Here is a 21,513-nt window from a genome sequence, read left to right as displayed (position 1 = left end):
GCGTTAAGTTTGCTTGTAATAGCCGGCTATTACTTCACAACCTTGCCTTGAAAGGAACGAAAATCCCGGCATTGAGCTCTACATGAGTCAAAAAAGATAACTTCATCTATTATAATGCCCACTATCCAGAGTTGAGGTTAAGTAATAATCTGTCAGTCTAAGGTTTAGCCTGACAGGTTTTTCTAAGGAATTTAACTGCCTGCAATTTTTCTTATCTGTACAATAATACCCATCAATGGATGGTCCAGATAATGGATCTCTTCACTTTTTAAACGGCGTTGTTGATCAAACAAAGTCTCTTTGATAACCACCTGCGGGCTGTTGTCAAACATCGCGGGCTCGGCATTGGGAGCAATGATCTCTACGCCGTTTTGGCGGTCAACCACAGGTAAATCGTCAAGACCTGCCGCTTGTACTTTGACTGGTGCCTGAATGGTTTTTTGGCGGACAATTAACTGGCTGTCGATAAACAGATAATGGTCTAAATATATTTTGAAATTACCGTCGATTGCCCATTTATTACCTGATGGGGATGCTATTTCCAGATTGTCGCCCGCAAAAAGATGGATAGGTTTGGCGATATTGGCGCTTGTAACCGGCATCTGCCAGGCCATATGTAAAACCGGACTATAGGCGGCATGCGCTGCTAATTTTTTACGTTGTTCAGTGAGTTGTAAGTGAGAGCTGTCCAGTAATTTAAAATTATTAGCATTGCCGTCAAACTCCCGGCTGGTAATAACAACGGGATTTGTTGTACCGGCGGGATCTGCTTTTAACATGGAGATGCTGCTGTCGGTGTTTACAACAAGCGCTTGATCAGATAATTTTTCACCAAGCTGATCAATGTTGATATTACGTTTAACAAGCAGTACTTCGACTTCGAACCAGCGCTCTTCCGCAGCGCTGGAAAAACTGCAGCACAGCAAAATGGCCGGTAATAAAAATTTATTAATCAATTTATTATCCTTTTGTTTTTATTAAATTATCTGCAAAACTTTTTAATAATTGCGTGATCCAGTTGATGCGCTGGCGGTTATCAGGCAGATCACAGCTAAATTTAAGTTTGGTCGGCCCCTCAAGTTTAAAAATATTCCCTTGTGTCTGCAGTAAAGAGACCAGGAACATCGGATCTACCGGGGTGTTTTCCGTAAATAAAATATTACCACCATTTGCGTGCGCTTCTAAACGTTTAATACCTAAGGGCGTGCACTGCTGTTTTATTTCAGTTAACTGGATAAGGTTTTTAGTCGCCGCCGGTAATAAACCGAAGCGATCTATCAGTTCAACCTGAATCTCTTTTAATGCCAGTTTATTGCTGCTGTTGGCAATACGTTTGTACAAAGATAAACGCATATTAACATCATGAATGTAATCATCGGGAATCAATGCCGGAATGCGCAGTTCAACTTCTGCCTGGCTGGCGAGCAGATGTTCTAATGTCGGCTCCTGACCATTTTGTAATGCATTAACGGCCTGATTTAACATCTCCATATACAGATTGTAACCAATGCTGGCGATCTGCCCGGACTGTTCATCACCTAATAATTCGCCGGCGCCACGGATCTCCAAGTCGTGTGTCGCCAGGGTAAAACCGGCGCCTAATGTATCTAATGCGGCAATTGCCTGTAAACGTTTCTGCGCATCTTTGGTCATCAGTTTTGGCTGCGGGGTGAGAAGATAGGCATAAGCCTGGTGATGGGAGCGACCGACCCGTCCGCGCAATTGGTGCAACTGGGCAAGGCCAAGATGGTCAGCGCGGTTGATGATAATAGTATTGGCACTGGGAATATCAATCCCGGTTTCAATAATGGTGGTACAGACTAAAACGTTTTGCCGCTGATGATAAAAATCAGTCATAATCTGCTCAAGCTGATGCTCATTCATCTGACCGTGCGCCACGGATATTTTCGCCATGGGTAAAAGCTGCTGTATATCAAAAGCAGCTTTTTCGATGGTGGCGACATCATTATGCAAAAAGTAAACCTGCCCGCCGCGCATAATTTCGCGGGTGATGGCATCGCTTACCAGGCGATCTGTTTTTTGCTCAACAAAGGTTTTTACCGCTAAGCGTTTTGCCGGCGGGGTTGCGATAATGGAAAGATCCCGCATGCCGTTCATCGACATATTTAATGTTCTTGGAATCGGCGTTGCGGTCAGGGTTAAGATATCAATCTGTGCACGCAGCGCTTTAATTTTTTCTTTCTGGCGCACCCCGAAGCGGTGCTCTTCGTCAATAATCAGCAAGCCCAAATCTGCAAATTTCACATCACTATTAAGGAGCTTGTGAGTACCGATAAGGATATCAATTTTTCCCTGATTAGCCTCGTCAAGAATTTTTTTCTGCTCTTTCGCCGTTTTAAAGCGTGATAAGGTTTCAATCCGCACCGGCCAGTTGGCAAAGCGGTCCTTGAAGTTTTCATAATGCTGCTGCGCAAGCAATGTGGTGGGCACCAGCAGGGCAACCTGACGTAAATTATCCGTTGCTAAAAAAGCGGCACGCATCGCAACCTCGGTTTTACCAAAGCCGACATCACCGCAAACCAGTCTGTCCATCGGTTGTGAAGAGCACATATCAGATAACACCGCATTAATGGAGAGGGCCTGGTCATGGGTTTCTTCAAAGGGAAAATCATTGCTGAACATGGCGTAATGCGCTTTATTAAGCTTATATTGATAGCCCACTTTTGCAGCGCGTTGGGCATAGACTTCAAGCAATTCAGCTGCGACATCGCGCACTTTTTCTGCAGCCCGTTTTTTAGCTTTTTGCCAGGTTTCCGTGCCTAATTTGTTAATCGGAGCGTTATCAACATCGTGACCGCTGTAACGGCTGATCAGATGCAGGGAGCTGACCGGCACATAGAGTTTATCACCACGCAGATATTCAAGTTTTACGAATTCGGTTAAATTGCCGGCGGTTTCTATGGTTTCCAAGCCTAAATATTTACCGACACCATGATCAATATGGACAACCGGCTGGCCTATTTTTAGCTCCGCCAAATTACGCACGATATGCTCAGAGCTGTAGTTTTCATCACTACTCTCTTTGCGTCGGCGTCGCTGGGTTACCTTATGACCTAATAATTCATTTTCGGTAATAAAGGCAACCGCCGCATCGCTTAAGATAAAGCTGTTTTCAACCTGGCTGATGGTGACGCCAATCTGTTTTTTACCGGCGATAAATGCACTCAGACCGGCAAATTCACTCAGGGAAATTTTTAATGGTGCGAGTAACTCTATTAAAGATTCTTTGCGCCCGGAGGATTCAACACTGAACAAAATTTTACCGGCAAAATTTTTAATAAATTGCTGCAGCTGCTGTAAAGGTTCATTTTTTTTATGTTCGATCTGCACATTCGGCAGTTGCTGCAGTGCTAAGTTCTGCCTGCCGGCTTTTTCCTGCTCAACAGCTTGTTCCTGTAGATAAAAACGCGGCCACTGATTTATCTGTTCAAAACACTGCTCATGACGCAGGTATAATTCTTCAGGAGGCAATAAAGGACGGAACAGATCGACCGATTTTTCCTGATAACGTGTTGACAGTGTCTGCCAGAAATCGATGGTGGCCTGATTGATATCACCGACAATGGCCAGTCGGGAGTCTTTGGGAAAATACTCAAATAAACTGGCGGTTTGATCGAAAAACAGGGGCAGATAATATTCAATACCCGCAGGCAGATTATGCTGACTGATTTCCTGAAAAATAGATTCTTTACCGGTTGATAATGGTGAAGTGAACTTATTGGCAAACTGGATTTTAAAACGTTTAATTGCATCCTGATCCGTGGCAAACTCATGGGCAGGCAGTAATTTTATCTCATCAATTGTTTTTAAAGAGCGTTGGCTTTCACTGTCAAAGGGACGAATCGAGTCAATTTCATCATCAAAGAAGTCAATACGGTAGGGGGTATCACTGCCCATAGGGTAAATATCTAATAACGATCCGCGTGCGCAGAACTCGCCATGTTCCATAACCTGATCGACTGCGTAATAACCAGCTTCTTCCAGCTCCGCACGTAACGTTTGTAATTCTATTTTTTCCTGTTTTTTGATGATCAGGGTGTGCTGTTTCAGATAAGCTGGTGGTGCGATACGTAATAAAAGTGTACTGATCGGGACAATTAAAATCGCTTTTTTCAGATTAGGTAATTTATATAATGTTTCAATCCGGGTTGAAATAATATCCTGATGGGGCGAAAAGTTATCGTAGGGTAATGTTTCCCAGTCAGGAAAGGTGACCAGCTCAAGGTTTTCTTCAACGAAAAACTCAAGTTCCTGCCTTAACTTTAAAGCGCTTGGGGTATCATTAACGATTAAAATCAGGGGCGATGTTTGCTGCTTTGCACATTCACTAATAGCCAGTGCCTGGCTGCTGCCGGGTAAATTACCGAATGTTAAACGATCGGTTTTTTTCTTTAATAAGGGAATAGGTAATAATGCTTTTTGAGTCATGTGAATGTGTTTTCCGTTATTTTTATTAGTAGAGCTACCCAACTATTTTCAACTGTTTACAGTAAATATGCAACGAACTTCGAATGTTGTATCGTCTCTCTATTGATCCCCCAGCTGGATGTATACCCATGATACTTCAAGATGCAAAGTCAGCAAGGTCAATTGTGCCGAGATCCTAGACATAAAATTGAAGTCTAGTTATTCAAAGCAGATTGGTGCAATTTCCCTTGCCCTACGGGGCGCTAGCTCGAAAACCAGTGCTGCGTTGCAGCAATCGAAAAGGGAATATCCATTTAAGGTGTAAATGCTTGCATTTACACTTACCGATAGTGGATTAACAACGTTAATCTCGCGAAAGGTGCTCATGTTGCGCCTTGCTCTGATTTCCAAGCTCGTGCCTGACAAAGCATTTTGAAGTAACATGGGTATAGAAGTAGATTAAGGTAATCGCTTTAATTTAAAGAATTTTCAGTATCTTGATCTGCGCAGATACTTTAGAATGTTTATATTCAAGTGGTTTGAGTATAATAATAATTTTTAATCAACGTGTTAGGTGTTTTTTTGGGGCTTGTTGAGCTTTAATTTTATGCCCGGATAACACTTCATATACTAAAGGAATGTATGTTCTACCCCCTCAGTGTATTTATCGGATTACGCTATACCAAATCAAAGCGTAACAATAAATTTGTCTCATTTGTATCTCTGTTTTCAACGGGCGGCATTACTCTGGGTGTGCTGGCACTGATCACTGTATTATCTGTTATGAATGGTTTTGAGAATGAACTGAAAATGCGGATTTTAGGGGCGGTTCCGCATGCCATTATCAGTAATGAAGAGCAGGTAATGGATGACTGGCAAGCGCAGGTACCCGGATTAGTAAATATCGCACTGGTTAAAACAGTTGAGCCCGTAGTGCGCAGTGAAGCCATTATTCAGGGCAATAAAGGTCTGCAGGGTGTGCAGCTTGAAGGCATTATACCTGAGCTGTATGCAAGCGAGGTGGTTAAAGACAAGATTCATCGCGGTCAATTAAGTTCATTAATCGCCGGCCAATATAACGTTATTATCGGACAAAGTTTAGCGCGTCAATTGGGTGCAACTCTGGGGGATAAGGTTAGAATTATCTCTGCCCGCGGCAGCCGCTTTACTCCCTTAGGGCGGATTCCCAGTCAGCGCAATTTTACTGTGGTTGGTCTGTTTGACGTTGGCTCTGATGTTGATAAGCAGCTGGTTTTATTACATGCACAAGATGCAGCGCGATTAATCAGAATTAACCCGGCTCAGGTGACAGGATTAAGGCTTTATTTTGACGATCCCTTTGATGTGCAGTCCTGGGAAGTGCCGAAATTGGCAGAGGGGCAAACCGTGCAGGACTGGCGGCAAACTCACGGTGAATTATTTGCCGCAGTTAAAATGGAAAAAAATATGATTTGGCTATTGTTGTGTTTAATTATTTCCGTTGCTGCATTTAACATACTGTCTGCGTCGGTGATGGTGGTGAATGATAAAAATGCTGAAGTGGCTATTTTGAAAACGCTCGGCATTAAAGGCACAACACTTAATCTTATTTTTATTATTCAAGGAGCCTGGAGCGGTATTGCGGGCGCTTTTATCGGTACCCTGTTAGGTTTATTAGTGAGTTACAACATTAATGAAATCTTATCTTTTTTAGGGCTTAACCTGCTCTCCAATGCGTCTGGCGGCAGCCGTTTATTACCTGTTTTATATGAGCCGACACAGATTGTTGTGATCATGTTCGGTGCCATGTTATTAAGTTTAATTGCTACCTTGTATCCGGCATATCGCGCTGGAAAAGTGAGCCCAGTAGAGTCATTAAGATATGAATAAAGAGATATTAGTCTGTCGTAATTTAAGTAAAGTTTACCGTGAGGGTAAATTAACCACGCCGGTTTTACATAATGTGGATTTGGCGGTGCACAGTGGTGAATTATTAGCTATTGTCGGCAGTTCCGGCTCCGGAAAAAGTACTTTATTGCATCTCTTGGGGGCGCTTGATACTCCCACTCAGGGGGCTGTATTTTATAAAGGTAAAAATATTCATCAATTATCAGCCAACCAGCAGGCAGAGTGGCGTAATAAAAGTTTAGGTTTTGTATACCAGTTTCATCATCTTCTCTCTGAGTTTAATGCCCTGGAAAATGTCGCCATGCCGCTACTAATTGCAGGCGAGAGCATTAAAACCGCGAAAAAAAGGTCAGAAGCAATGTTAAAACGTGTTGGCTTGGAACATCGTATTTTACACCGCCCCTCTGAGCTTTCCGGCGGAGAAAGACAACGTGTCGCGATCGCACGGGCTTTAATTAATAAACCCAAATTGGTGTTGGCCGATGAACCGACAGGGAACCTGGATGCAAAAAGTGCAGAAAGTGTCTACCAGTTAATTAAAACCCTTAATGAGGAACTCGGAACAGCTTTTGTTGTGGTGACCCATGATCAGCAGCTGGCCAATAAATTGACCCGCCAGGAACAGATGGTAAGCGGCGTTTTACAGGGAAATCTATAATGTTTCGGCCCTTAGCATTGTTTATCGGGTTACGTTATAGCCAGGCTAAACATAAAAATAAGTTTGTTTCATTTATTTCTATCGCATCCATATTGGGTATATCACTCGGTGTTGCGGTGTTAATCGTCGGTTTATCAACCATGAATGGTTTTGAAAAAGCGTTACGTGAGCAGATGCTGGCTGTTATCCCTCACGCGGAATTAGAAACCGTGCATGGCAGTTTTCGCAACCTCAACCGCTCGCTGCAGCAGGCTGCAGATTACCCCGGCGTTATCGGCGCCAGTCCCTATATCAGTTTGAACGGCTTATTACAGAAAGATAATGAAATGAAGGCGCTGCAGATTCGTGCGGTAATGCCTGAAAGCGAAAATAATGTCACTGCCGTTGAGCAATATATTAAAGGTGGCGGTTGGGAGTTACTGGAAGAGGGGCAAAACGCCATCATTCTCGGTAAAAGTGCTGCGGAGAAACTTGACATTAATGTTGGTGATTCACTGATTTTGATATTACCGCCTGCATCGGGGCAGCACCTGAAGGCACCGCAGCAAATTAAGCTTACATTAGCGGCTTTATTTGAGATGGGAGGGCAGTTGGATAATGCGCTTGGATTTATGCATATCGAGGATGCTAAACAAATATTAGGGATGCAAAGTGCTAATGGTATTGCCCTGAAAGTTGAGGATGTTTTAAATGCTCAGATATTAGCACGTGATGTGGGATACAGTCTCAGTGATTATCTCTATATAAAAAGCTGGATCACCAGCCAGGGATATCTATATCAGGATATTCAGATGGTTAAGTCATTAATGTATGTGATTTTATTACTGGTTATCGCGGTCGCATGCTTTAATATTGTCTCCACTCTGGTGATGGCGGTTAATGAAAAAAAAGGCGATATTGCTATTTTAAAAACCATGGGGGCTTCAAAATGGATGCTCCGTGGCATATTTATTGTGCAGGGCGCCTTTAATGGCTTAATCGGCTCTCTTTTAGGGGCGTTAATTGGTATTTATCTGGCATTAAATTTGACCGATATTATTAAATTTATCGAGAATCTAATCGGCCATAAATTTTTATCAGGTGATATCTATTTTATTGATTTTTTACCCTCCCAGTTAATCTACAGTCAGGTTGTAGTTGTGACCGTTATTGCTTTTGTAATGAGTGTATTATCTACCGTTTATCCGGCCTGGCGAGCGAGTAATGTTGAGCCGGCAGAGGAGTTGGGATTCAGCCATTAAGGTGGCTGGGTTGACTCTGGCAGCAACATGGCTACTCTTTTCTCACATTTGAAGCTTGTCTCTTGGTCACAAGTCATTAGCTGTCAGTCATCAGCTTTCAGCGTGAATTACTTGTTAAGTTAACTAACGCAGGTCTATCCTATCCATTTTTGGAGGTCGTGGGCTGGATGTCTGAAGTTATTTACCACAGTTTAGCCTCATAAGAAGGTCAGACCTGGGTTTCTCTAGTCTCAGCCAGTACAAGGACGTAATGTCTAAGATGATGGGTTAACAAGTGAGTGGGTAATGCAAAAAAAATGGAAGGGGATATCGTAACCGCATTGTTTTGGCAGGTACTGCGTGGAATGACTACTGTCCACCTGATTTGCTTTAACTTGCTCCGCTGCTACACAAGCGGTCTCTGTTTCATCCGTGCACAGTCGATTCAGAAAATTAATATAAATAACAATCCGGCTGAAGCTGCGACTAGAAGCTGAGCATAAAATGACAGTGGGGAAGCTCGTAACCCGAAGCTCACAGCTAGTAAACTACAGTTCTAACCACTAACCACTAACCACTAACCTCTTGCTTCTTGCTTCTTGCCTTGATGCTCGCTACTCGAAACCCGCCGCTCTCTTACAAACTGATTGCGCCGTGCTTGTCTAACAGATTGGCGATTGCACGGGCGATTTCCTGATAGCCTAAGCTGTTCGGATGGATCATATCGCGGTGGTATTTAGGCCGCTGTAATACGTCTGTAATGACCTCATTTTCAATGATAATCTGCATTTCATCCGCTACCTGCTGATATTGTTCAAGCGGCGATAAAATAAGTCCGGGGCGGGGCACTGCGAGCAGGACAACTGCAATGCCTCTCTGCTGCGCTAACCTAACCATCTCTTTTAGATTGCCTGCCATGGTATTCAGATCGCGATTTTTCAGGATATCGTTTCCCCCGTGACATAACAGTAACAATTGTGGGTTATGTAATGTTAACAGCGACTCCAATCTTTTTACTCCCTGCTCACTCAATTCGCCACTGATCCCCGCATTAATCACCGGAATGTTGATTAGTGTACTTAACTGAGCCGGATAACTTTGCTCTTTGGCCGCACCGTAGCCAAAGGTGAGGCTATCTCCAAAGGCGAGTATAGGCTGTGTCTGGATAAGAGGGGATAATTTTGTGGTAGGCTCAGAGCAGGCAGAGAGAAAAACTAAAACAACCAGGAAAAAAACAGAACGTTTCATTATTTATACCTGTAAATAAAAAAACGCACCTGAGTGCGTTTTTTGTTGAAATTAGAAAATATGCTTATGTAGATAACTCATCAGGTTAAGTGTAACAATTTATTTTTAGCTGATTTTTTCTTAAAGCTAATATTTTAATGTTTTGGGGCGCGGAGCGAATTGAACGGCAGTTCAGGTTTATGAGCGGGCAGAACTCTGTGAGCCCTTTTTAGTCCGCATTGTTAGTTTATCTAAACAAAATCAAAAGATGCGGACTGAAGTCCGCACCCCAAGTGAACCAATAAAAATGCATCACTTCTACAAATTTATTATTAAATGAGCCAACTGCACGATCATGTTATAAAGTATTACTCATCCAAAATGTTTAACAATGTTAATAAATGAATAAACAGATTAAACAGGTTCAGGTATAAAGAGACGGTTGCGTTGATGTAATTAGTCTCACCACCATTGATAATACGGCTGGTATCAAAAAGGATCATACCGGACATAATCAGTACCACAACACTGCTAATCACAACCTGCATTATCGGTATTTGTAAAAAGATATTGGCGATCATCGCAATAACAACGGCAATCATACCGGCCATTAAAAAGCCGCCCATAAATGAAAAATCTTTACGCGATGTTAGCACGTAAGCTGAAAGTGCGAAGAAAATCATTGCGGTCGAGCCTAACGCCTGCATGATTAACGCGGTTCCGTTTTCCATTGCTAAATAATGGTTAAGCATGTTACCTAATGATGCACCCATCACGCCGGTGAACATAAATACCCAGAAAAGGCCTTTACTGGAATTGGCATTTTTAGAAACCACAAACAATAAACCAAAACCAACAAGCATCAGTACCAGAGATACAATGGGACCGATTTGCATGATCGTTGCTAAGGTTGCAGTTAAAGCAGAAAAAGCCAGGGTCATGCCTAACAGCATATAAGTATTTTTTAATACTTTGTTAATAGCAATTCCATGACTGTGGGTTTGACTATTGGTAATATGTGAATTCATTTTCTCTCCAGGTTGATCAAAATTGTTATCATTCATCATAGCATGGCCGTGATTAAATACGCTAATATTTCTAGTCTATACAAAAAATAGCAGTTTATATTATTTCATCAATAGAGGTGTTGATTGTAGAGTCGTATTCCTTCTCTGAGAGCTTGAATAAATATCAAAACATGTTATTTTGCCCCCCGTAAAACCGTATAGCGGGTTTAAATTTTGATTAGGTACAGAATAGATTAGGTACAGAATAGCACGACCAAATGTAACACTTCTAATGTTACATTTGTTCAACAAATCATCACGGAATAATAAAATGGCGTTACCATTATGAACTTACTTTCTTTTACTCTACCAGCTTTATTGTTGACGGCAATCTCTTTTGCAGTGCATGCACAGCAAGATAGCCCAATGGTATTAACTGTTAAAGCTGATTACGTAGAGTTGCACCGTAACACTGATGCAGCACAACAGTTTTATGCTGTTGAAAAAGGTCAACAACTGCAGGTCCTTGCCCGTCGAGCTGGTTTTCTGCAGGTGCAAACTATCTCGGGTGTAAAGGGCTGGTTAGCCGAGCAAGATATTTCCGCATTAACCACTCGGGAAGGTCAAAAGGTAAGCCTCAACAATTCTTCAATATTTGATTCTTTTAAAATCAAAGGCGATTACCGCCAATAAACTATTTTAATAATACCAGCAATAACTATGTTAATGGAATATCGGGCCTAATATGCCCGAGTCACAGTGTGTGACTTTTTAGGAGATTTATATGTTTACTCGTCCGGGATTTTTAGCCTGTTCACTTTTTTTAGCCTCAACAACTGTATTTGCTGCAGATAATACAGCCAGTGTTCTCGAGCCTGTCATTAAAAATGATACGGTAGAACTAGATATGCATTCCCGTGATTTTGAGGTGGGCATTGTCGGCGGTTTACTTAATGTTGACGATTACCGTATAGATAACAGTACAGGTTTAGGAGTCGGGGGAAAGTTAGGCTACCACTTTAATAATCACTGGTTTACTGAGGCTTCGCTATTTAATACCAAGAGCTTTGAAACAGGTGGAGATATGACTATTGCTGATCTGGTCATAGGCTACAAGCTCCATCAAGATACTTACTTGAGTTCAAATTTCCGAGCTAAATCATCGATTTATGTAATTGGTGGTGGGGGCATTATTCAGTTTAGAGAAAGCAATTTTAAAACTATTGTCGGTGGTGCAGGTTACCGCATAATGCTATCTGATAACATTTCAGCACGTGCTGAACTTCGCGGCAACTTACACAAAGCTTTCATAACAGACGGCTGGTCTCTAGATCCACAAGCTACCCTGGGCCTAGGCTATTACTTTTAATCTGGCAATCTTAGGTAAGGAAATATAATGAAGTTTATACTCTTTTGGGCCATGATGGCGGGACTGCTGTTTGCGGGTACCGTTAGCGCAGAAAACAATAAAACATTACAGCAACTTAAAAAAGATACTGTCATAATCAGTGCCGAGATAGCACAACTGGAAGCACAGCTGTTTTACCCCAAAAATCAGCAATTAGCGTTACATTTTGCAGTTAACACAGGGCACTCATTTCGTATAAGCGAACTTAAAGTGTTGCTTGATAATAATGAATTAATTAACAAGCAATATACAGCGCGCCAAACTGCCGCATTAGAGCGTGGTGGAGTAGATAAATTTTATGTTGGAGTATTGCCAGCTGGTGAGCATAAATTGGTTGCCTTTATTACCGGTACGGATAACTTTGGTTTACCCGTTAAACGGGCACTAACACATAAATTTACTAAAGATAACCAGGCTTACTCGGTTTTATTAAGTGCAGAGCAACCTAAAAATCTAAGCTATGCCGTACTTGACTTGGTTAAGCTGTAGCGGAGTGTCTATGAAAATGACTATTCGTCCTTTGCTACGCGCAATGCGCATGGCTAAATTAGCCGCTGTTGCGTTACTGAGCAGTACTTACTTGCCTGCTAGCTATGCTAATAACATTGCTGCAGAGCCAGAGCAAAACATACTACAACGCGAAGCGCAGTTTTATTACCACCAGGGTGATTATCTGCATGCTTTAACAACCCTTGAACATGCCAAACTCAATGGCGAAAGGTTAAGTGCAAAAACAAAGCTGCTACATGCAGGCTTAGTACTGCACTTTGATTTTGATGATAATGCCAGTGAAATCTTTACGCGTTATTTTAACCAACAGTCTGCCGCTAAGCAGTTGCCAGGCGCATATCGTGATTATGTCTTCTTTGTCTTAATGCAAGGCTTTTACCAGCAGGGGAATCTTGATAAAGCCCAGCAGGCTCACGATATGATTGGTGAAGACTTATCCCCTGAATATTCAGACGAGTTTTATTATTTATCTGCTCAGCTTGCGCTTGCCTTAGAAAATGATGAGCAGTTGGCTAGGGCCAAAAAGCATATATCAGCGAATTCAATTAAACATCGTTACCTTGCGTTTAATCATGCAATGAAAGCATTAGCGCAACAAGATAGCGATACTGCGCTCGCATTGCTGTCAGTCTCTGCGGCGACTGAGGAAGAGGAGCTGGCAAATCTGGCTTATCGCGGCAATATGGATATTAATAGCTTGTCATTTAACGATGAACTCAATGCGATTATAGACAGGTCCTATTTAGCAAAAGCATATATTTATAGCGATTTAAAACGCTATGACGAGGCAATGGCAAGCTTTAAGCAGGTAAGGCTTAACGGTATGGATACCGAGTCAGCCATGTTAGGTATGGGTAAAGTGGCTTATTTCCAAAATGACTTAAACAGTGCCTTAGCTATTTGGCAGCAACTGACGCAGCGTGACAGTGTTTCAAGTTATGTTAATGAAGGCTATATGCTGAGTGCTTATGCATTAGAGCGCTTAGGTAAAGCAGAGCATGCTTACTCAGCTTATCAAAATGCCATACAACACTTTAGTAACACGCAAAATTTATTAACGGCTGAACTAAGCAGATTGAATAAGCCCGGCTATCTATCGTCTCTGCTTGAAAATAACAGTGAAAACTTTTTAGATGTTGGGAAAATTACCTTACGTTTGCCTAAAGGTATTGATAATTATGCCCAAGTAGCCTCTTCTGAATTTCAGCGTAGCCTTGCAGCGCTTAAGCAAACGGAAGGTTTGCGTTTACAACTGGCAGCATGGCAGCTTCAATTATTAGCCATGGCTCAGCGTTATTATGCAGATCCGAGTATCACTTTAGAAAGTTTATCGGCTAGCGAGCTTAAGCTCGCAGAGCAGTTGCTGGTTAGAGAGCAAAATAAGCTGAAAAATATTAACATTATTAATAGCCGGGCCAAGCTGTTGATGGGGAATTATTTTAGCCAGGATAGTTTAATTGGTGAGCAAGAAGGCCTGCTGTCAGCCTATAAACGCTATCAAACCTTAGAAACTGCACTTAAGACTATAGATACTAAACATACAGATTATCCTATTTTACGAGAGCGACTCAATCGCGTTGCCGGTGGGTTGATATGGCACATTGGTGATTATTATTTAACCGCAGAAATGCTAGCCGCTAAACATAACTTACTGGCACAGCAACAATATGTACTTGAGCTAAAAGATCGTGATCCGCAATTATTGACTAAGCAACTCGCCAAAATAGATCAACAGTTGCTGCTGGCAGAAAAGCATTATCAAACCGTTCTGGTGCGCGTAACAGCACAGTTTGAAGACTTATTAGTGAGTCAACTTAATGATCTTAAACATTATATTACTCATGCTGAATTAGCGATGGTGCGCCTTCGTGATGACAGTACCTTAGACAATTCTCCTGCCATAACTAAGCTTAATGAGAAAGTATTACCATGAATAAAAAGCACATTATAGCACTGGCTGTCAGCACAGCCATTTTAGGGGGGTGTGCTATCGGCTCCGAGCCGCAGCAGGCTGGTGCTCGTGGTGCAACGTTAGCCACGCTAGACCTATCCCCTTCATTGCAAGTTAAACCGCTAATGCCTAAGCTGCAACTGGGTGAGTTAAGTTCTACTTATCAAAGTATTCTTGACGGTATTGATGATCCCGAACTGGCTTTGAAAATTAAACAGCGGATTATCAATGTTGATGTTATGCAGCTTGATCAGGAGCAAATTGATATTCCCGAGAAGGCGAATGCCCATTACCAGCGCGCAGTTGTTTCTATCAATCAATTTTTAGCTGAATTTCCTGATAGTCAGCATGCTGATAAGCTCATGTATCAATTAGCTAAAGCCTATGATTTACAAGGTAAGCAGGAAGAAAGCCTGATTGTTATTCAATCTATTATCAAAGATTACCCAAATACACCCTATTTAGTGGAACTCTACTTTAGGCAAGCTGAAATATTATATAGCCAAGGTAATTATAATCTGGCGCTTAACAGCTATCAGCAGGTTGTTGATAAGCCGGAAAACAACCCCTATTACAGTATTGCCTTGTATATGCAAGGTTGGAGCAACTTTAAATTAGAGCGTCACTCTGAAGCATTAACTAATTTCACTGATATTTTGGATAGGTTAATCTCTGCTGAACATGCTTCACGCATTTATAGTGTAGATGCTATTGCCAATCAGCTAACGAAGAAAGAGCAGCTGTTATTACGGGACTCATTTGCGGTAATGACATTGATTTTCAATCAAGCTGATGGTGCAAAGAGTATTCAAAGGCACTATTCTGCAGTGGGGCCGCGCCAATATGAGCAACTGAACTATGAGTTGTTAGCCGATGATTTGCTGAAGAAACAGCGCTATACCGAAGCGGCTGATGTACTAGAAGCATTTATTAAACGTTACCCGAGTAGTGAAACCTCTGTTTTATTTGCGCTAAACAAACTTGAGATATTAACTCAAGGGCGCTTCCCGGGTTTAGTGCTTGAGCAGCAACAAACATTTATTGCTGACTATCAGCTGACTAATGATTACTGGCTTGGTAAAAGTAGCAATACGCGAGAACAAGCTGCGCAAACATTAAAACAACTATTAAAAGTTAAGGCTCAAAATCAGCATGCTGCAGCTCAGGCACTGGAGCTTAAGTGGCCGCAAGCTAATAAGGCCTTGGCTGCAAAAATAGCAGAGTATTATCAAGCTGCTTCAGAAGGTTACCAACAGTATTTAGCTAACTTCCCTGATGATCAAGCGCAGGCGTCAATTCGTTATTACTATGCTGAAACACTGCTTAAATCAGGCAATATTGATGCCGCTATTGAGCAGTACCAGCAGGTAGTAAATAGTGATATTAACCATGCGCCGGTGAGTAAAAATGGTGCGCTAATTGAGCCGTTTAAAGCCAACGACCATCGTGCTGATGCTGCATATGCTGTTATTTTAGCTTACCAAACCCTACTGACTCATCCCGCTGCCACTGAGCAGGCTGGTAAATATAAAGCCGCGCAACTCACAGCGATTAATTTCTTTTTGGATACCTTTAATAGCGATCCGCGCAGTATGCTTTTACAGGTAAGCTTGTTTCAACAGCGCTTTAAAGAGAAGCACTATGAACAAGCTTTGCTGCTTGCTCAGCAAGCGTTGCTCGACAGAGGTCGGCTCTCGGATGCACAGGTTCACTCTGCGCAGTTGGTTATTGCTCATAGCCAATTTGAGTTGGCAAAGTTTGCTGACGCAGAGTCAAGCTATACCGCAATCCTTAATGTGTTAGCGACAAATAATAAAAGCTATGAGGGTTTATCCGATCAGTTAGGTCTTTCTATTTACCGGCAAGCCGAAGCTGCAATAGCCAGTGAACCAGCCCATATGGATGCGGGGATTAAGCACTTAAAACGTATAATTAAGCTTGTACCTAATAGCGAAGTGCGTGTTAATGCGCAATATGATTTAGCGGCTCACCTGCTTAATCAGCAGCAGTATAAAGAAGCGATTGAGCAACTGCTTGACTTTAATGAACGTTTTAATGGTCACAGCTTAAGCGCAGATATACCCACCAAGCTAGCTTTTGCTTACCAGGAAACTGAGCAATGGTCTCAATCGGCCAAATATTTAAAACAGGGCTGGGCGAAAAACCCTGCAGGCGAAGGTGCTCGTGAATTATTATGGTTGGCAGCGCAATCCTACCAAAAGGGTGGTGATGCTGAACAGGCAATGCGCGCTTATCGAACTTATGCCCATACCTACCCTAAACCCTTAGTTAATTTGCTTGAAGCACAGTTTATATTGAGTGAATACTACTTAGAAACTAAGCAGCCTTTAAAACGTAATTTTTGGTTAACTAAGTTAATTGAGAGTGACGCTAATGCAGGAGATACGCGCAATGCCCGTTCTCGTTATTTAGCGGCAATGGCTGCCAACGAGCTAAGCAAAATACCGGTAGCTAACTTTAAGCGTAGCAAGTTGCAATTGCCGCTAGCAAAAAGCTTAACTAAAAAGCAAGCCCTGCTTAATGAGAGTATTGTCGCCCTTAATCGGGTGCTCGATTATAAGGTTGCAGAGTTTTCAACCGCAGCAAGCTATGAGCTTGCACAGCTCTATCTGCAATTGGCCAATGATCTTATGGCTTCTGAGCGGCCAACGGGCTTAGATGAGCTAGCACTAGAGCAGTATGATATTTTGCTCGAAGAATACGCATATCCCTTTGAAGAACAAGCCATTGCAGTACATGTAAACAACAGCAAAAGTGCCCATTCAGGAATCTATGATGAATGGATTAAAAGGAGCTTTAACGAGCTGAGTAAATTGCAGCCAGGTCGTTATTACAAGCCAGAAATTATTGTTGAGGATGTTAATGATATTTATTAATAGACACAAGCTAACGGGGTTGGCACTGTTAACTTTAGCCGGTTGTAGCTTAGCACCAGAAGTACAAGAAGCACGGACTCAGGAACATACTTCAGCGAAGGTTGAACTTAGTACTAAAGAGTTATATAAACAAACACTTTTAGCATCGCCTAATGCTTATCTGTCAACGGCAGAGGTGGTACCAGATTCATTGGCTGCATCATTTAAACAGGCCTTAGCGTTCAAAAATAGTAAGCAGCTAGATACAGCAAAGCAGCTTTTGCTAAGTTTGCGCGATCAATACCCGGGTTTTTCCGGGATTGAGTTACAGCTCGGAGATCTTGCTATGGCACAGCAGGATGAATCTGCGGCAATAAAGCACTATCAAGCAGCAGTAAGTGCAAATAAATATAATTATTATGCACATAATCGCTTAGGTGTTTTGCAGCGTAAGCTAGGAAGATTTACTGAAGCAGAACAAAGTTATCAAGCGGCTATTTCAGCGTGGCCGGGCTTTTCTGATGCGTATTTAAATCTTGCAATTTTGCAGGATTTATATTTAAACCAAAAAGCCTCGGCACTTGAAAACTATCAAACTTATCAACTGCTAAATCCAGATGGTAACCGTAGAGTGAAAGGCTGGATCCGTGATATTGACTCGCAAATAGCGCAAGCAAACAAGGGATAAATAATGAAAATGTTTACAGCGGCCGTTATGTTGTTGTTAGCTCCATGGGCGAGTGCTGAAGTGACTAAAGAAAAGCCGCACAGGACACTGTCGTTGCAAGCAACCATTGTCGGGGATAAAGAGCAGCCCAAAGTACTGACTATTGTCCCTTGGCAAAAACCTGAAGTATTTAGTGATGTATCGGTGCAGCTGGTTAATGAGCAAAACCGGCAGAAATTCCTGCCACTTGATGCTGCTAGTTTAGCCCGTGAGATGGAGTATTTTAATGCACACCATTAATGCTAAATGGATATCAATGTAGGTTTAATAAATAGGCGCAATAATTTATTAATTGATAGTGCATATTTTAAGAATTTAGATGGAAGCTCAAGGGTATTTCCGATAATTCATTTTTACAGCAAGACTTATTTATCAGCCATACATTAACAATAATACCAATTGGATTAATTAAATGATCAGCCTAGCTGGTTAAAATAAACGCTATCTGCGTGATGAGTTTTATTCAGAACGTCCTGTTCTTCACCACTTCGTGGTCAGCTAAAGCTGTTCAAAATTGTTCTATATAATTTTGTGAAAGGAGAATAACTACTTCCTGTAACTCATGCCTTGCTAGCGTTCATTTTTCCTACGCAATACAAGATCACTTCTTTAATGCACTTGGTATAAGACCTTAATGGTATTAACTTAATAACAAATTTTAATAATCACATTACATTTTTTGGAGTACTTTATGTTCGATACAATTATTCGTTTTTTCCAAGAAGGTGGCAATTTCATGCTGCCAATTGCAATTGTTTTAACTATTGGTTTAGCTATTGCCCTTGAACGTGCGCTCTATTTATTTAAAGTTTCACGTCAAAACGGTAAAGCGATCGCAGCGATTAATCCATTGCTACAAAATCTTGAGTTTAATAATATCGCATCATTAACAGAGAAATCGGCTATTACAACTATTTTTCAGGCGGGTATTAACCGCATGGAGCATACCCGTAGGCGTGAAGAAATTGAACATGCAATGGAAGAAGAAGTAATGGAGACATTACCACAACTTGAAAAGCGTACTCAGTATCTGGCAACGTTAGCCAATATATCCACCTTACTGGGGCTATTAGGTACTATTATTGGTCTGATTGCTGCATTCTCAGCGGTAGCAAATGCTGATCCTGCTGAAAAAGCAAGCTTGCTGTCACAATCTATTTCGGTAGCGATGAACACCACTGCATTTGGTCTTATTGCCGCTATTCCATTATTGGTTTGCCATGCTGTGCTGCAAACTAAAACCTCAGAAATCATTACCAATCTAGAAACAGCGGGCGTTAAGTTTTTAAACATCATCGCCAAAAATAATGTGCCTTCTAAAATTGAAACTAAGTAGTTAGGACTTAATTATGTTTAGAAAGCAGAGGATCAAACGTGAAGAGGTCGAGCTCGATATCACTTCATTTATGAATTTGATGATCGTGTTGGTGCCGGTGCTTTTGATGATGATGGTATTTTCACATATTACTATTTTAGATCTTAAGCTGCCTCAGTTAAGCGATACAACGCAGCAGCCCCTAAGCGATGAGCCAAAGAACATTGAAATTATGGTGTTTAAGGAACAGATCGAAATCTATTACCCGCAAACGCATTTACTTAAGGTAATTCCCGCTGATGCTGATGCTGATGGTTACGATTACGATTTATTTGTGAATACACTCAAACAGCTGAAAGCCGCATTGCTTAGCGAGAGTATCGAGAAAAAGGATATCTCTCTTCTTTTACAAGAAGATACGGATTATCAAACTATTATTTCTCTGATGGATAAAACACGCTCTTACAAAGCGGTGGTTGTTGCATCAGTGGTCGATGCAGAGCTTTTTCCCGAAATCTCATTGGGTGATGCGCCTGTTCGAACAGAAAGCGCAGCACTAACCGCGTCATCTCAAGAGGTAAGGCAATGAAAAAATCGGTAAGGCAAATTCGCATTGAGCGCCACCAGGCGCGAATGAAAAAAACCTCTAAGTTATCGCTAGTCTCACTTATGGATATTTTCACCATTTTAGTATTTTTCTTGATGGTGAACGCTTCCGATGTGCAGGTGCTGCAGGATAATAAAGAGTTACAGCTGCCTGAGTCTGTTTCTAAAGAAGCCGCACGGGAGAATCTGGTGCTCAGTGTTTCTGAGTCTGCTATTTTGCTGCAGGGTAAGCCTATCGCCAAGGTTGCTGATCTTAAGAGCAGCGAAAGTACAGAAATTGGGCGTTTAACTGAGGAGTTAAATTATCACAGTGCAAAGTCACCGTTATCAGAAAAAGAGCTTGAAGAGGGGCGCGGCATTAACATTATGGCTGATAGGAATGTTCCATATTCACTCTTAAAGAGCGTTATGCAAACCTCTGCAAGTGCTGGTTATACCAATATATCTTTAGCTGTAGAGCAAGTTTATGGTGCAAGTGATGAGCAACTTATCCAGGCTCAGCGTGCAATGATGGAGGCTGGTCAGTAGTGAGTTATATTGAAAATAAAAGCCTGCCAAGGTGGAATCCTCAAATCGAAAATGGTTTTTTTAACACTCTAGCTATAGTTATGCTGGCAATAACATTGCTGTTTTCTGTGTTTGTTTCATTTGTGGAATTACCAGAGCTGAGTCGAGAAGAGAAAGAAAAGTTACCACCGCAATTGGTCAAAATAATGAAGAGTAAGGTGGAAGTAAAACCGCCCGAGCCTAAACCTGAGCAGAAAAAAGAAACAGCAAAACCTGAGGTAGCAAAACCTAAGCCTGAGCCAATACCTAAACCCAAGCCCAACCCCAACCCAAAACCTCAAGTAACTAAAAAAGAGCTGGAGAAAAAAGCGAAGGACAAAGCAGAGCAATCTGGCCTGTTAGCGCTTTCGCAACAACTAAATGCCATGCGTGACGTGGCTAAAGCTGTACCAACTGCAGTCACTAGTACTGATGATGGCTTAGCCCAAGGCAATGGAACTGCGGTAAAAGCGCAACGGATCATACTTGGACAGAAAGCGGCGGGCACCTCCGGCGGTGTTACGGGTAAACGCTTTACTGATGTGGGGCAAGGCACTCAATTAGCTTCAAATCAGTCTGGTCAAGTTGCTCAAGTTGCAACGGTAGTTGATAAAATGGCGCAGCAAGTGAAGGAAACTAAGACTTATGAAAGTGCTTCTGGAAAACGTAGTAGCGAATCAATTCGCCAGATGTTTGACAGAAACAAAAGCGCTATCTATTCAATCTATCGCCGAGCGTTGCGTAGCGACCCAAGCCTGGAAGGGAGTGTTACAGTTAAGCTAATCATTTTACCCGATGGTCGTGTTTCTGCTGTTAGTATCATTGCCTCTGAAATTGATAATGATGATTTTGCTGCAAAACTGTTGCGCAGAATTCGTTTGATTAATTTTACTCCGAAATCCGTTGCCGCAACGGAACTGGAATATACATTTAACTTTTTACCGTTTTAACCACTCTTATTTTTAATTTGACTTATCAATGGCTTCATCAATGCTGATGAAGCCATTTTTTTATCCATTTAGATGAAAAACACCGTCATTCATGGCGGTGATGAAAATCATTGATGCGAAGCATTAACGTTACTTAGGTCTATTTTGTTGCTCGATATAAGTCGTCAGGGCATCTAGCGCAGCACCGCCACATGATC

At 41.8% G+C, this 21,513-nt stretch carries 18 protein-coding genes; 14 read left to right on the top strand and 4 right to left on the bottom strand.

Annotated elements, in window-relative coordinates; genetic code table 11:
• Positions 1–191: 191 nt before the first annotated feature.
• The gene (locus ABZA00_RS08495) at positions 192–956 is read right to left on the bottom strand and encodes a peptidoglycan binding protein CsiV (RefSeq protein ID WP_372881728.1); all 765 of its coding nucleotides are present in this window, start codon (positions 954–956) and stop codon (positions 192–194) included.
• Positions 957–960: 4 nt separating this feature from the next.
• On the bottom strand, positions 961–4,449 hold the full coding sequence (mfd, locus tag ABZA00_RS08490; RefSeq protein WP_372881727.1) for a transcription-repair coupling factor: 3,489 nt from the start codon (positions 4,447–4,449) through the stop codon (positions 961–963).
• Between the two features lie 621 nt (positions 4,450–5,070).
• Here mfd and ABZA00_RS08485 point away from each other — a divergent pair.
• The 3 genes from ABZA00_RS08485 to lolE are packed head-to-tail and all read left to right on the top strand — an operon-like array spanning position 5,071 to position 8,214.
• A complete protein-coding gene (locus ABZA00_RS08485; protein WP_372881726.1) occupies positions 5,071–6,297 on the top strand; it encodes a lipoprotein-releasing ABC transporter permease subunit in 1,227 nt (408 codons plus the stop codon).
• On the top strand, positions 6,290–6,973 hold the full coding sequence (gene lolD / locus ABZA00_RS08480) for a lipoprotein-releasing ABC transporter ATP-binding protein LolD (RefSeq protein WP_372881725.1): 684 nt from the start codon (positions 6,290–6,292) through the stop codon (positions 6,971–6,973). Before ABZA00_RS08485 ends, lolD begins: the two co-directional genes overlap by 8 nt.
• Complete coding sequence (lolE, locus tag ABZA00_RS08475) at positions 6,973–8,214, top strand: lipoprotein-releasing ABC transporter permease subunit LolE (protein WP_372881724.1); 1,242 nt, start codon at positions 6,973–6,975, stop codon at positions 8,212–8,214. Before lolD ends, lolE begins: the two co-directional genes overlap by 1 nt.
• A 615-nt stretch (positions 8,215–8,829) precedes the next feature.
• On the opposite strand, the gene ABZA00_RS08470 is transcribed toward lolE, so the two are convergent.
• Positions 8,830–9,441: a GDSL-type esterase/lipase family protein gene (locus ABZA00_RS08470; RefSeq protein WP_372881723.1), complete on the bottom strand. Its 612-nt coding sequence runs from the start codon at positions 9,439–9,441 to the stop codon at positions 8,830–8,832.
• A gap of 347 nt (positions 9,442–9,788) precedes the next feature.
• A complete protein-coding gene (locus ABZA00_RS08465) occupies positions 9,789–10,448 on the bottom strand; it encodes a Bax inhibitor-1/YccA family protein (RefSeq protein WP_372881722.1) in 660 nt (219 codons plus the stop codon).
• A gap of 324 nt (positions 10,449–10,772) precedes the next feature.
• On the opposite strand from ABZA00_RS08465, the gene ABZA00_RS08460 reads away from it, so the two are divergent.
• From ABZA00_RS08460 to ABZA00_RS08410, 11 genes are all read left to right on the top strand, one after another.
• The gene (locus ABZA00_RS08460; protein WP_372881721.1) at positions 10,773–11,120 is read left to right on the top strand and encodes a hypothetical protein; all 348 of its coding nucleotides are present in this window, start codon (positions 10,773–10,775) and stop codon (positions 11,118–11,120) included.
• A 91-nt stretch (positions 11,121–11,211) separates the two neighbouring features.
• Positions 11,212–11,796: an outer membrane beta-barrel protein gene (locus ABZA00_RS08455; RefSeq protein WP_372881720.1), complete on the top strand. Its 585-nt coding sequence runs from the start codon at positions 11,212–11,214 to the stop codon at positions 11,794–11,796.
• A gap of 27 nt (positions 11,797–11,823) precedes the next feature.
• Positions 11,824–12,324 (top strand): hypothetical protein, encoded by a 501-nt coding sequence (locus ABZA00_RS08450; RefSeq protein ID WP_372881719.1) that lies wholly within the window; start codon positions 11,824–11,826, stop codon positions 12,322–12,324.
• A 10-nt stretch (positions 12,325–12,334) separates the two neighbouring features.
• Entirely contained in the window at positions 12,335–14,278 is a 1,944-nt protein-coding gene (locus tag ABZA00_RS08445) for a hypothetical protein (protein WP_372881718.1), read from the top strand.
• Positions 14,275–17,193, top strand: a complete 2,919-nt coding sequence (locus ABZA00_RS08440; RefSeq protein ID WP_372881717.1) for a tol-pal system YbgF family protein — start codon at positions 14,275–14,277, stop codon at positions 17,191–17,193. The genes ABZA00_RS08445 and ABZA00_RS08440 overlap by 4 nt, the downstream gene beginning before the upstream one ends.
• Entirely contained in the window at positions 17,180–17,860 is a 681-nt protein-coding gene (locus tag ABZA00_RS08435) for a tetratricopeptide repeat protein (protein WP_372881716.1), read from the top strand. The genes ABZA00_RS08440 and ABZA00_RS08435 overlap by 14 nt, the downstream gene beginning before the upstream one ends.
• Before the next feature lie 3 nt (positions 17,861–17,863).
• A complete protein-coding gene (locus tag ABZA00_RS08430) occupies positions 17,864–18,139 on the top strand; it encodes a hypothetical protein (protein WP_372881715.1) in 276 nt (91 codons plus the stop codon).
• Between the two features lie 451 nt (positions 18,140–18,590).
• Positions 18,591–19,235 carry a MotA/TolQ/ExbB proton channel family protein gene (locus ABZA00_RS08425; protein ID WP_372881714.1) on the top strand — a complete coding sequence of 215 codons (645 nt, stop codon included), beginning with the start codon at positions 18,591–18,593 and terminating at the stop codon, positions 19,233–19,235.
• A gap of 13 nt (positions 19,236–19,248) precedes the next feature.
• Positions 19,249–19,803: an ExbD/TolR family protein gene (locus tag ABZA00_RS08420; protein ID WP_372881713.1), complete on the top strand. Its 555-nt coding sequence runs from the start codon at positions 19,249–19,251 to the stop codon at positions 19,801–19,803.
• The gene (locus ABZA00_RS08415; protein WP_372881712.1) at positions 19,800–20,348 is read left to right on the top strand and encodes an ExbD/TolR family protein; all 549 of its coding nucleotides are present in this window, start codon (positions 19,800–19,802) and stop codon (positions 20,346–20,348) included. The genes ABZA00_RS08420 and ABZA00_RS08415 overlap by 4 nt, the downstream gene beginning before the upstream one ends.
• Positions 20,348–21,316, top strand: a complete 969-nt coding sequence (locus ABZA00_RS08410) for an AgmX/PglI C-terminal domain-containing protein (protein ID WP_372881711.1) — start codon at positions 20,348–20,350, stop codon at positions 21,314–21,316. The genes ABZA00_RS08415 and ABZA00_RS08410 overlap by 1 nt, the downstream gene beginning before the upstream one ends.
• The last annotated feature ends 197 nt before the right edge of the window (positions 21,317–21,513 follow it).

Source organism: Psychromonas sp. (assembly GCF_041586535.1).
In the GTDB taxonomy this organism is placed as follows: domain Bacteria; phylum Pseudomonadota; class Gammaproteobacteria; order Enterobacterales; family Psychromonadaceae; genus Psychromonas.
Note: the sequence above shows the minus strand (reverse complement) of the source record. Positions and strands in the feature narration are given on the sequence as shown.